The organism is uncultured Faecalicoccus sp. (assembly GCF_944327125.1).
Taxonomy (GTDB): Bacteria; Bacillota_I; Bacilli_A; order Erysipelotrichales; family Erysipelotrichaceae; genus Faecalicoccus.
The window spans coordinates 1-12681 of sequence record NZ_CALVGO010000035.1; the positions used below are offsets into that span (position 1 = coordinate 1).

Annotated in this window: 18 protein-coding genes; all 18 read left to right on the forward strand. The window is 37.7% G+C overall.

What is annotated here, in order from left to right:
* Positions 1 to 75: 30S ribosomal protein S11 (gene rpsK, locus Q0K03_RS05265; protein ID WP_297238509.1), on the forward strand; the 75-nt coding region annotated here is incomplete at its 5' end.
* 30 nt (positions 76 to 105) lie between these two features.
* Positions 106 to 1047 (forward strand): DNA-directed RNA polymerase subunit alpha, encoded by a 942-nt coding sequence (locus tag Q0K03_RS05270; RefSeq protein WP_297238477.1) that lies wholly within the window; start codon positions 106 to 108, stop codon positions 1045 to 1047.
* Positions 1048 to 1058: 11 nt separating this feature from the next.
* Positions 1059 to 1421, forward strand: coding sequence for a 50S ribosomal protein L17 (gene rplQ, locus Q0K03_RS05275; protein WP_297238479.1), 363 nt, complete (start codon positions 1059 to 1061; stop codon positions 1419 to 1421).
* A gap of 32 nt (positions 1422 to 1453) precedes the next feature.
* Positions 1454 to 2032, forward strand: a complete 579-nt coding sequence (locus tag Q0K03_RS05280; RefSeq protein WP_297238481.1) for an O-methyltransferase — start codon at positions 1454 to 1456, stop codon at positions 2030 to 2032.
* Between the two features lies 1 nt (position 2033).
* Positions 2034 to 2228, forward strand: coding sequence for a hypothetical protein (locus tag Q0K03_RS05285; RefSeq protein WP_297238483.1), 195 nt, complete (start codon positions 2034 to 2036; stop codon positions 2226 to 2228).
* Between the two features lie 78 nt (positions 2229 to 2306).
* Positions 2307 to 3689, forward strand: a complete 1383-nt coding sequence (locus Q0K03_RS05290) for an MATE family efflux transporter (RefSeq protein ID WP_297238486.1) — start codon at positions 2307 to 2309, stop codon at positions 3687 to 3689.
* A 57-nt stretch (positions 3690 to 3746) separates the two neighbouring features.
* Complete coding sequence (locus tag Q0K03_RS05295; RefSeq protein WP_297238488.1) at positions 3747 to 4565, forward strand: energy-coupling factor transporter ATPase; 819 nt, start codon at positions 3747 to 3749, stop codon at positions 4563 to 4565.
* Positions 4550 to 5410 (forward strand): energy-coupling factor transporter ATPase, encoded by an 861-nt coding sequence (locus Q0K03_RS05300; RefSeq protein ID WP_297238490.1) that lies wholly within the window; start codon positions 4550 to 4552, stop codon positions 5408 to 5410. Before Q0K03_RS05295 ends, Q0K03_RS05300 begins: the two co-directional genes overlap by 16 nt.
* Complete coding sequence (locus Q0K03_RS05305) at positions 5403 to 6212, forward strand: energy-coupling factor transporter transmembrane protein EcfT (protein ID WP_297238491.1); 810 nt, start codon at positions 5403 to 5405, stop codon at positions 6210 to 6212. Before Q0K03_RS05300 ends, Q0K03_RS05305 begins: the two co-directional genes overlap by 8 nt.
* Positions 6213 to 6216: 4 nt before the next feature.
* Complete coding sequence (truA, locus tag Q0K03_RS05310; RefSeq protein ID WP_297238493.1) at positions 6217 to 6948, forward strand: tRNA pseudouridine(38-40) synthase TruA; 732 nt, start codon at positions 6217 to 6219, stop codon at positions 6946 to 6948.
* A 2-nt stretch (positions 6949 to 6950) separates the two neighbouring features.
* Entirely contained in the window at positions 6951 to 7757 is an 807-nt protein-coding gene (locus Q0K03_RS05315) for a histidinol-phosphatase (RefSeq protein WP_297238495.1), read from the forward strand.
* A gap of 118 nt (positions 7758 to 7875) precedes the next feature.
* Positions 7876 to 8313 (forward strand): 50S ribosomal protein L13, encoded by a 438-nt coding sequence (rplM, locus tag Q0K03_RS05320; RefSeq protein WP_297238497.1) that lies wholly within the window; start codon positions 7876 to 7878, stop codon positions 8311 to 8313.
* A gap of 13 nt (positions 8314 to 8326) precedes the next feature.
* Positions 8327 to 8728, forward strand: a complete 402-nt coding sequence (rpsI, locus tag Q0K03_RS05325) for a 30S ribosomal protein S9 (RefSeq protein WP_297238499.1) — start codon at positions 8327 to 8329, stop codon at positions 8726 to 8728.
* Positions 8729 to 8912: 184 nt separating this feature from the next.
* The gene (locus Q0K03_RS05330; RefSeq protein WP_297238511.1) at positions 8913 to 9272 is read left to right on the forward strand and encodes an AAA family ATPase; all 360 of its coding nucleotides are present in this window, start codon (positions 8913 to 8915) and stop codon (positions 9270 to 9272) included.
* Between the two features lie 396 nt (positions 9273 to 9668).
* The gene (locus tag Q0K03_RS05335) at positions 9669 to 10274 is read left to right on the forward strand and encodes a CPBP family intramembrane glutamic endopeptidase (RefSeq protein ID WP_297238501.1); all 606 of its coding nucleotides are present in this window, start codon (positions 9669 to 9671) and stop codon (positions 10272 to 10274) included.
* Positions 10275 to 10308: 34 nt separating this feature from the next.
* The gene (locus tag Q0K03_RS05340; protein WP_297238503.1) at positions 10309 to 10767 is read left to right on the forward strand and encodes a hypothetical protein; all 459 of its coding nucleotides are present in this window, start codon (positions 10309 to 10311) and stop codon (positions 10765 to 10767) included.
* Between the two features lie 1046 nt (positions 10768 to 11813).
* Complete coding sequence (locus Q0K03_RS05345) at positions 11814 to 12185, forward strand: GntR family transcriptional regulator (protein WP_297238505.1); 372 nt, start codon at positions 11814 to 11816, stop codon at positions 12183 to 12185.
* Positions 12186 to 12187: 2 nt separating this feature from the next.
* On the forward strand, positions 12188 to 12681 hold a 494-nt coding region (locus tag Q0K03_RS05350), incomplete at its 3' end, for an ABC transporter ATP-binding protein (protein ID WP_297238507.1).

Sequence of the window (12681 nt, forward strand, 5' to 3'; positions counted from 1 at the left end):
AGCATCACGATGATCAATGATGTGACCCCAATTCCACACAATGGATGTCGTCCGCCAAAACGACCTCGTGGATAGAATTTAAACACAAAAATAGGAGGTGTCCCAATGGCAAACTATAGCATTCAAACAATTGAAGATACAAATACATACGGAAAATTTGTTTTCACACCATTACAGAACCGTTTTGGGACTACAATGGGAAATGCACTGCGCCGTGTGTTGCTTTCTTCTTTACCGGGTGGTTCTGTATTCAGTATTCGCATTGATGGAATCTATCATGAGTTTACTGGTGTTGAAGGGGTTAAAGAAGATGCAGCTACGATCATTCTGAATGTAAAACAGCTGTTATTGAAAATTGATATTCATGATAACGATGTATATACACTGCGTATCAGTAAGAGTGGACCTTGTGTCATCACAGCAGCGGATATCGAATGCCCTACCGGTGTTGATGTATTAAATCCGGATCTTGTCATTTGTACATTGGCTGAAGGTGCTCATTTCAATATGGAAATGCAGGCTCGTTTAGGCCGTGGATTTATAAGAGCGGATATCAATAAAAATTTGTATCAAAATGAAGGACAACCTCTGGGAATTATTTATACAGACTCTTTATATTCACCAGTTAAAAAAGTAGCTTATAGCGTGGATGTAAATCCAGACGATACAGAAACTTTAACAATGGAAATTGAAACGGATGGCCGTTTAAAACCATCGGAATCCTTATCCATTGGTTCAAAGATCCTGCGTGATCATTTTATGATCTTAAAAGACATTGACGAAGCAAAGTTGGAGCATGTCGATGAGATTGAAAATGATGAGGTTGAAGATGTTTCTTCAGTTCAGCATAAGATGATCGAAGATCTTGAGCTGTCTGTTCGTTCCTATAACTGCTTAAAGAGAGCGGGGATCACGACGGTTGAAGAGCTGACGCAAAAAACAGAAGAAGAAATGATCCATGTTCGGAATCTTGGAAAGAAGAGTCTAAAAGAAGTTAAAGACAAAATTTATTCACTTGGATTAAGCTTCAAGTCTAGTAATGAGTAGGAGGAAGTCATATGTGGAATCGTAAATTAGGACGTACCGCCGATCATAGAAAAGCTTTGTTGAGAAACATGGCGACTTCACTGATCGAAAGCGGACAGATCGAGACAACAGAAATGAAGGCAAAAGAACTGAGTGCCGTAATGGATCAGTTGGTGACTTTGGCAAAGCGCAATGATCTGCATGCCAGAAGACAGGCAGCCAGCTATGTGCGCAATGTGGAAGTGGATGACCAGGGAACCACGGCATTACAGAAGCTGTTCAACGAGATCGGGCCAAGTTATGCAGACCGCAACGGCGGATACACGACGGTGATCAAGACACGTATCCGTAAAGGGGATGCAGCACCAATGGCGATCGTGAAATTTGTGAAGTAGAGCAATCTACTTCTTTTTTCTTAAGGTGAACTATGAACAACATCAAGGAAATCAAAGAATTTGCTTATCAAAATCAGGTTCCTATCATTCAGGAAGAAGGACTTATGTTTCTAAAACAGAAATTTAAGGAATATGGTTGTCAATCGTTCCTCGAAATCGGTACGGCCATTGCTCATACTGCCATCGAAATAGCTTCCATGGATGAAACAATCAAAGTTGTAACGATTGAAAGGGATCCGGTAATGATCCATGAGGCGAAAAAAAACATTCGAGAAATGGGGCTGGAAGACCAGATCACTTTAATTGAAGGGGATGCCCTGGAAGTTATGATAAAAGGAACTTTTGACTGCATCTTCATTGATGCGGCCAAAGCACAATACACACGGTTTTTTAATAAATATTCTCCCTTGCTGAATGAACATGGTATAATCATTACAGACAATATGAATTTTCATGGATTGGTTGAACATCCGGAAAGAACACAGAATCGTAATACGAAACGGTTGGTTCGGAAAATCAAAGAATATCATGACTTTTTAGAGAGTTTAGAGGATTTCCATGTAGAATTCTATGACATTGGCGATGGCATCGCCTTGGCAAGGAGGAAATAATATGAAAAAGTGGATCAAATTTTTATTGGCAGCAGCTGCCGTTGCGGCTGCGGTAACCGCGGTTCTTGCGAAACTTCATCTGGACCGCCAGAGACAGAAAGAGTTAGATGAATTTTTGCTTCCGGAAGAAGAGGATACGGTTGTAGTGGACGTTCCAAAAAAAGAGGAGAACATCAACGAAGATTTTTTGGCTTAGACAAGATTCGAATCTTGTCTTTTTTCATTTTTAAGAGTAAGCTTTTCTATGCGATTATAAGAAATCAGAGGTGGAATGATGAAATTAACACTATCTCGAGAAGTTGATTTAGGAAAAGAATCAATCGGTCGTTTATTATGGATACTTGCGGTTCCATCCATTACTTCCCAGGTTGTCAACGCGCTTTATAATATGGTCGATCGTATGTATATTGGACACATTCCTGAAATAGGAAGTGCGGCCCTGACAGGGGTTGGTGTCTGCTTTCCATTGATCATGATCATCAGTGCGTTTGCTTATTTGTTTGGAATGGGTGGAGCGCCTCGTGCCAGCATCTATATGGGAAAAAAGGATAATGCGATGGCCGAAAAGATCATGGGAAACAGTTTTGTTTCTCTTTGTTTGATTTCAGTTGTATTAACCGCTTTGATTTTTATTTTTGACAAGCCTCTCTTGTATTTGTTTGGAGCCAGTGCCAACACGATAGGCTATGCCCAGTCGTATATACGTATATATGCAATGGGGACGATCTTTGTCCAATTGACTCTGGGTATGAATGCTTTCATTTCCTGTCAGGGCTTTTCTATGATCAGCATGTTTACAGTTTGTATTGGAGCCATCACCAATATCATACTGGATCCCCTTTTTATCTTTGTGTTTGATATGGGGGTTCCCGGTGCGGCTTTGGCTACGATTCTGTCACAAGCTTTAAGTGCAGTATGGGCTATTTGGTTTTTACGCTCTTCTTCCACTGTGCTTCGTTTAAAAAAAGAGAATATGAGAATAGAAAGGAAAATCTTGTTGCCGTGTATCGCATTGGGAGTCGCTCCTTTTTTGATGCAGGCCACCGAAAGTGTTCTAGTTCTTTGTCAAAATTCATCTTTATTAAAATACGGTGGCGATATGGCGGTGGGAGCCATGACGATCTTATCCAGTGTCATGCAGTTTACTTTGTTGCCTTTACAGGGATTGACACAGGGCGGTCAGCCTATCATCAGTTATAATTATGGAGCCAATCTTGCCGGGCGGGTAAAGAAAGCTTTTCAGCTTCAAACGATTTGCTGCTTTACCTATGCTTTGATCATGTGGGGACTGATCCAGTTGTTTCCTGGATTATTTGTATCGATCTTTACCAATGATCCAGCGTTGACTGAAATCACGTGCTGGGCATTAAGAATTTATATGGCTTGCGTTTTCCTGATGGGAATTCAGATTTCCTGTCAGCAGACATTTGTGGCCTTTGGAAATTCCAAGGTCAGTGCTTTTCTGGCAATCCTACGTAAAATATTGTTGCTGATCCCTTTGATTTATATTTTGCCTTTATTTCTAGAAGATAAAGTGTTTGCGGTATTTTTGGCAGAACCTATAGCCGATACCGTTGCAGTAATGACTACCGCTACTTTGTTTATTATTGAATTTAAACGATTGATGAAGAAAATGCAGAAGGAAAAAGAGTCTTAAATCTCTTTTAATGCACCGTTGTTTTCGATATAATGAACAAGTTAGGAGGAATGTCCAATGGATGCCATTCGCGTAAATCATCTTAGTTTTTCCTATGATGGACAAACCGATGTGATAAAAAATGTTTCTTTTTCGATTCCCAAAGGAAGCTACACGACGATCATCGGGCACAATGGATCAGGGAAAAGTACGATTGCCAAGCTTCTGATTGGCTTGATGGAACCTAAAACGGGAACGATCGAAATTTTGGGAAAAGAGCTGAATGAAGCCAGTTTATACGAACTAAGAGATCATGTGGGAATCGTATTTCAAAATCCCGACAATCAGTTTATTGGATCTACGGTGGCCGACGATATTGCCTTTGGCTTGGAAAATCATTGCGTTCCTCAAAAAGAAATGCAGACTATCATAGAAGAGTCCGCAAAAAAAGTAGGGATGCAGGATTATTTGAACAGTGAGCCGACCAAGCTGTCCGGCGGCCAGAAACAGCGCGTTGCGATTGCAGGGATTCTGGCCATTGAACCGGAAATCATCATATTCGATGAGTCTACAAGTATGCTGGATCCTCAGGGCAAGGCCAGCATCAACAAGCAGATCAAGGCTTTGCACTCCCAAAAAGACCGGACGATCTTGTCGATTACTCATGATATGGAAGAAGTGGCACAAAGTGATTTTGTTATCGTGTTAAAAGATGGTGTTGTTCGTTTAACGGGCACGCCTATGGAAATCTTTGAACATGAAAAAGAGTTGGAAGAAATGAAATTGGATATTCCTTTCGCATTGAAAATCTCTAAAAAACTGGTTGATGAAAATATCACAGATAAAAAAGTATGTACATTGGATGAGGTGGTGGATCAGCTATGGCAATTGAAATAAACCACTTGGAACACGTATATAATACGGATACTCCGTTTGAACATAAAGCCTTGCATGGAATCGATCTGTCGATTCCGGAAGGGAAAGTTACTGCCATCATCGGACAGACCGGATCTGGGAAATCCACTTTGGTCCAGCATTTGAATGGACTTTTGATTCCCAGTGCAGGAAGTTTGGATATTTGCGGATTCCATATTCAGCCTTTATTAAAAATCAAAGATGTCAAACAGCTTCGCAAAGAAGTCGGTTTGGTATTTCAGTTTCCGGAATATCAGCTGTTTGAAGAAACAATTGAAAAAGATATCGCCTTTGGACCAAAGAATTTTGGTGAAACGGAAGAAAATGCCAATGAACTGGTTCGCAAGATCTTGCCAATGGTCGGCTTGGATGAAAGCTATCTGCAACGTTCTCCTTTTGAACTGAGCGGAGGACAGAAACGCCGTGTTGCGATTGCCGGCATTCTGGTTTTGAACCCCAAGGTCTTAGTTTTGGATGAACCGACAGCGGGACTGGATCCACAAGGAGCTAAGGAAATGATGTCCCTTTTTATGGAATTGAACCAGGTACAGAAAAAAACGATTCTTCTTGTCTCTCATGATATGGAACATGTTATGCGCTATTGCGACCATGTCGTTGTATTAGATCACGGAAAAGTTCTTCAGGAAAGTGATGTGAAAACGTTCTTTGAACATCCGGAATGGATGATGGAAGTGGGAATCAATCCGCCGGCCATTGTGCGTCTCAAAGTGATGCTCAAGGAAAAAGGATTTGTGATTCCTGATGAAATTTTGAATGAAGAAGAGTTGATTCAATGCATCAAAGGGCAGGTGATGATCCATGAATAATATCGCTTTAGGGCGCTATATGCCTTTGAACTCGTCCGTTCATCGGATGGATCCTCGCGCTAAGATCTTGATTTTATTACTTTTGATGATCGCAATCTTTATTCCAGCGGGAGTTTTTGGATATGTGGCGATTGGGCTCTTTATACTTTTTTCTTTAATGATCTCTAAACTTAAGATCAGCTATGCTTTAAGAGCCATGAAGCCCATATTTTGGATGATGATTTTTTTACTGGTAGTCAATGTTCTTGTGATCAAGACAGGGACTCCATGGATCCAATGGGGATGGTTTACTGTCTATTCCGATGCGATCTATCAGACTTTGTATATCGTGGTTCGTTTGATGTTTATGATCGTGCTGACAACGATCCTGACAGCGACCACAAAGCCTTTGGATCTGACGCTGGGCATTGAGAAACTTTTGAAACCTTTTGAGAAAATCGGGGTTCCGGCTCATATTATCGCAATGATGATCAGCATTGCCTTGCGATTTATTCCTACTTTGATTGAAGAAACACAGCGCATTATGAATGCACAGGCCAGCCGGGGGGTTGATTTTGAAAACGGAGGATTAAAGGAAAAGGTATTTTCGATCCTTTCTTTGATCGTTCCTTTGTTTGTTTCGAGTTTTGATCGGGCAGAGCAGCTGGCCAATGCGATGGAAGCACGCGGGTATGATCCGAATAAAAAAAGAACACGTTATAAAGTCTTGAAAATGACAGGGCTGGATATTGTCGGCATGACAGGAAGCATATGTATTCTGGGAATATGTATCTTTATTTGTATCACAAAAATAGGAATGTAGAGGCATGATCGTTAAATGTACAGTTGCTTATGATGGACAGAATTATGCGGGATGGCAAAAACAGATCAACGCTTTGGGAATTCAAACCATCATTGAAGAGGCACTAGAAAAAATTCATAAACGTAAGACAGATGTCGTTGCCAGCGGCAGAACCGATGCCAAAGTTCATGCCCTAGGCCAGGTTTTTCATTTTGAAGCCGATGAAGCGATAGAGCCTTCCCGGTACGTACCGGCTTTAAATGCTCTGCTGCCTTTGGATATTCGAATTCTGGATGCCCAGGCGATGCCGGAAGATTTCCATGCTCGGTTTTCTTGTAAGTCAAAACGGTATATGTATATCGCAACTTATGATCGATACGATCCTTTTGCCTATCACTATAAAGGGATCATCTATCAGAAACTGGATATGGATGCCATGGTCAAAGGCGCTTGTTATCTGATTGGAGAACATGACTTTACCAGCTTTTCCAATGGCCGGATCGATCCGCGAAAACCGCGTGTTCGTAACATCAAAGCCATCACAATGGAAGAAAAAGGAAAGGATATCTATTTTATCTTTGACGGAAACGGTTTTTTACGGTATCAGGTCCGAATGATGGTACAAACACTTATTGAGGTGGGCCGGCATTCCATTGCTCCTGAGAAAGTCAAAGAGATACTGGATCAAAGAGATAAAGAGGCATGTCGCTATAACGCCCCTGCTCAGGGACTGTATTTAGTAGAGGTGAGATATTGAAAATGAAAAACTATCATACTCATACATATCGATGCCGCCATGCCAAAGGAAGTGATGAAGATTATGTCAAAGAAGCCATCCGACAAGGGTATTCGACATTAGGATTTTCCGATCACACTTGTTGGCGGTATAAAAGCGCATATCAACCATATATGCGAATGATGGAAAATCAATTCGACGATTATCAAAACAGTATTTTGAATCTGAAAGAAAAGTATCAGAATCAAATTGAAATACAATGTGGTCTGGAAGCGGAATATTTTCCGGAGTATATGGAATGGTTATTGGATTTTTCTATTGATAAAAACATAGAATATTTGATTTTTGGGAATCATTTTCATCTGACCGATGAAACCGGCGTTTACTTTGGCGAGTGCTCTTCAGAATACATTCAGCCTTATATCGATACGGTAAAAGAAGGGTTGAAGACCGGAATGTACTCCTGTCTGGCGCATCCTGAACTGATCTTTATAAATGGAATCGATTGGACCCCTCAATTAGAAGAGGACTATTATGAAATCTGTAAACTGGCCAAAAAAATGGATATTCCTTTGGAATTCAATGTCTATGGATTTAAAAAGACCAGACAATTTGGCTTTACGACTTATCCTCAGCCGCGGTTTTGGGAGATTGCTTCTCAGCTTCACAATAAGGCAATCATAGGGATGGATGCCCACAGTCCGAAAGGATTAGACAAAGACTTATTTAATAAGGCAGGAGATATTTTATCGCATTATGATGTCGAAATCGTAGATCAGTTAAAACGAGTGGATTACAAAGAATTGAAAAAGAATAAAATGCACGGATAAATAAAGAGAAAATGCAATGAATAACATTGACTTTTCTCTTTTTTTTTCTTAAGATAGTACTTGGCTAATCTTCGGCCGTTTGAGCCCCGGTAACGCTCAAAACAAGGAGGAAAAGAATATGCGTCAAACTACAATGGCTAAACCAGCCGACGTAACACGTACATGGTACGTTGTAGATGGTGAAGGACAAACCTTAGGTCGCTTGGCTACTGCATGTGCTCATGTATTAAGAGGAAAGCACAAACCTACATACACACCAAATGTTGACTGTGGTGACTATGTAATTGTGATCAATGCCGACAAAGTCGACATGACAGGAAACAAATTAAACACAGAAAAGTATTACAACCATTCTGGATACTTTGGAGGTATGCGTGTTCGTACTGCCAAAGAAATGAAAGAAAAATATCCAGTGGAATGGGTAGAAAGAGCTATCAAGGGAATGCTGCCACACACTAAATTAGGTGATGTAATGCGCGGTCATTTGTTTGTATATGCAGGAAGCGAACATCCGCATGCAGCTCAGAAACCTGTTGAATTAAAGGTGAAAGGATAAGGAGGAATAGAAGATGGCAAAAACAAACATCGTTCAGTATCATGGTGTAGGACGTCGTAAAAAATCTATTGCTCGTGTATTCTTACGCCCAGGAACAGGAAACATTGAAGTCAACGGAAAAACTTTGGAAGAATACCTTCCATTAGAAACTTTGCGTATGGTTGTAAAATCACCATTGGAACTGACAAACACTTTAGATCAGTTTGATGTTGTAATCAACGTACATGGTGGTGGATACACAGGACAGGCTGGCGCTATGCGTCATGGTGTAACACGTGCTTTGATGGAAGCAAGTGATGACTACCGTCCAGTATTAAAAGCAGCCGGATTCGTTACACGTGACCCACGTGCTAAAGAACGTAAAAAGTATGGTTTAAAGGCAGCACGTCGTGCTCCACAGTTCTCAAAACGTTAATCGTTGTATTGAGAAGATTAGAGAAGTATTTAGACTTTTTGAGAAGTTTAGATACTTCTTTTTTTAATGGAATCTTTTAAATAAATATGCGCATAATCTGATAATTGAGTTAATTTAACTTGCGTATAATCGGAAGATTAATTCATATGAATACTGCGTATAATAAGAGAGGCGAAAATCAGTCATTATCTTTGGTGAAGTTCAAATGTTTCTTAAAGCAAGAGCTGCCATAAAATATTTAGTATTAGATGGTAGGTATGATTACATAGAAACAGGTTCTTTAATTTCAATTGAAGAGAATGTTAAAAATATTGTAATTCCGTCTGAAGAAAGACATATTTCAATGTATCCTTTAGATTTTCATGAATTCTGCTATGCATTAAATGAAGAAATAATAATTGATTACATTAAAACCTGTTTTAAAGAAAGAAAACCTCTGGAAGAATCATTCCATAAAAAAGCAATGTTACTATTTAAACAATATATGCTTGTTGGTGGTATGCCTTCTTATTCCGAAAAAAATTTCTTCAATTTTTCGGAATAAGGATCTGAATAATTGTTTGACCATTTGATTTTTTACAACTTTTGAGACTTTATTTTTATAATACAATAGATGCAAAAATAATCTCTTGACGTATTGATTAAAAGCAACAAATATAACAAAAATAGTTGACAATGTTAATGTTATGTATGTGATGAGAATGATCGTATTAGTTTATATATTTTTCTTTGCTTTTGTATTAGATTGATCGGCCGTTAATGCTGATGCCAATGTCGTCATTATATTATAGAGTTATATAATTAAAATTGTGTCAATTAAATCATAGAAATGAATCATGCTGATACGATTGATTCGATTGATACGATTTGATTTTTTTATTGATTTTTGTATCCAAAGTCAAGACTATTATTTTTACCAATAATAGTGTATAGTGAGTTTATGGAAAGAGATGCAAAAAAATACTATAATCTAACGATTTTCATTATTCTATTAGTGACTTTAATTACGCTAGGAACGATTTATTTATACCAGATTATTGATTCTCAGTTTACAAAAATGGTACTTCAGAATATTTCTTATTTGGCTTCATTAGCCTGTGTTTTTGTGGGAATTAAGATTAGTCGTAAGCCATTGAGTGAATTTGGCCTTTTTTCGCATACATTACTTAAACAGCTTAGTATAGGATTGATTGGTGGATTAGTATTGCTATTAGTTTTGACAGGATTTTCTTTTTTGCCGCCTTCCTTTAACGCCTATCTAATTTTTAGTCAGCTATTAGTTGCTTTTGCAGAAGAAATGATATTTAGAGGCTTTTTGTATACTATGATTTATGAAATCGGCAAATCAAAAAGCAAATCAATTATTATTTCATCTCTTCTTTTTGGAATATATCACTATCCACTTGGGCATAATATGGTGCGAGTAGTTTCTGCGTGTATTGTAGGATTAATTTATTCTGGATTACGTTCTGTGTATTTTAGGACGGATAAAGAAATAGGTATTATTCCGTTAACTATGATGCATTGGATCAATAATATTCTTTAAAATCTGACACGATCGAAAAGGAGATTAATCAATTATGGTAGATAAAAGGACGGAAAGAATTATTGGTATTTTTACTTTAATAATTGCTTTGTGCGGCTGCTTTCTAGTTGGATTCCTCCTATACGATTCCCATATTAAAGGTACAACCGGTGAAGCGTATGACATAAAGATACAAGGCGACTATTTAATGTTTATTGCTGATATGTCATCTTCTATAAAGCTTGACGAAATTGAGTCTGTTCAATTCTATAATGAAAGTGTTCCTGAGCAAGATGGTATTAAAATTGGGACTGGAACCAGCGAATTCCTAACTGGTAAAACAAGTTTAAATGGGATAGGGAATTGTTACGTATATGTATATAAAAATAAGGATTACTACATTAAACTTGTTGCCGATGATCGTGTAGTTGTTTTTAACTTGTGGGATAAAGATGAAGCTATGTCTTTATTCGATAACTTAACCTTAAGTCAGAACCTTGAACAGGAGGATTAAATATGTATTCCATTTTAGTGAGCTTTTTATGGATTGCTACAAGTATAGGTATGATTATGCTGGGTATTAAAGTTTATAAAGGAGATATCTCACCAATTCATAGTTATAACCGAACTCGAGTAATCAATGTTAAAGGTTATGGAAGATATATGGGATTAGGAGTCATATTGGGCGGCATAGGTTTTTGTTTATTGCGTATTTCACTATTATTAACAAATAACTCGTTATTACGTATTTCGCTAATTCTAACAAATGACCCATTCTGTTTCATCTCAATAATCTTTATTTTTGTCGGGATTATTCTAATCATATACGCTCAAATTCGATATAACAAAGGATTCTTCTAGATTATCATATACGATTAAAACTTATTCAGTTCTAACTGTTTCAGGTTTTAAATTTCTGAGGATCGCAATAATTAATGAAGAATGGATGTTTTTTAATGGTATTGATAATACAATGGGTAAGCAACAAATATACCATAAAACCTTTATTTCATAGGATTTCGGAGTTCTCAAAAACGTTAATCAATTTATCCCAAGAGAAACCAGGATCACTCATTATGGGTGGTCTTTTTATTTTGAAAAAATAAAATCTAAAAATTATCAGTTTTTAATTTCTATTTTTAGGAAAAATAATGATTTTTATAAACCATCACCAATCAAAAAGATTCAGCAGGATTTTCTTGGCGAGAGTGTGATGCTTGTGCCGTACGACTCTGTAGCCTACGCGAAAAAGTACAAAAATAAGGCGGTAAAAAAGACTTTAAGTATTCCCGAATGGCTCAATGAAGAGGCTAGTAAACGGGACATCAATTTTTCTCAAGTACTACAAGAGGCGCTGATCAATAAAATTAAATGATCGGAATCAGGACCCAATTAACTTAAAGAATGATTTTAAAGATTCTTATGATCATACACATCTTATAACATGCATTTCTTAATCGATTTGCATGTTTTTTCTTTTAAAGAATAAACACTATACAACACTTGATAACAGTTATGAACTGTTATATACTGTTTATAGAAAAATGGAGGCTGGTTATTTTGAATATTATTGTCAGTAAATCTTCTATGATTCCCATTTACGAACAAATTGTTGATCAGATAAAGGTATTCATACGAGATGGGAAACTGAAAGAAAATGACGCCCTTCCTTCTGTTCGAACCCTTTCTAAGGAATTAAAAATAAGCGCTTTAACCGTGAAGAAAGCATATGACGCTTTAGAAAGTGAGGGCTTTGCGATAACGGTTCACGGGAAAGGAACATATATTGCTACTACAAATAAAGAACTTCTTTTAGAAGAACAGAAAAAAGAATTAGAAACAGATCTTGAACAAGCAATCCAAAAAGGAAGGCGCTATGGAATCAGCGATGATGATATAAGAGAATTATTTGAATTGATTTTGGAGGGGTAATTATGTTAAGGATCAAAAACTTAAAAAAGAATTATGGGGATTTTTTCTTAGATTGTTCACTGGAAGTGAAAACAGGACAAATCACCGGATTGATTGGGCAAAATGGTTCTGGTAAAAGCACAACTTTTAAATCAATTTTAGGACTAGTTTATCCGGATGGCGGGAACATTTCTATTTTTGAAAAAGATTATCGTAATTTAACAGTTGAAGACAAAGAAAAAATAGGGGTTGTATTATCCGATTCTGGATTTAGCGGTTATTTGAGAATCAAAGATATTATTCCCGTACTAGAAAATTTATATCACGTATTCGATAAATCTTTCTTTCTTGATCAAGTACAAAGATTTCAATTACCGCTCGATAAACAGATCAAAGATTTCTCTACGGGTATGAAGGCCAAATTAAAGGTTTTGGTTGCCATCTCTCATAATGCAAAATTATTGATATTAGACGAACCAACCGCTGGCTTGGATGTTGTTGCGAGAGATGAATTGCT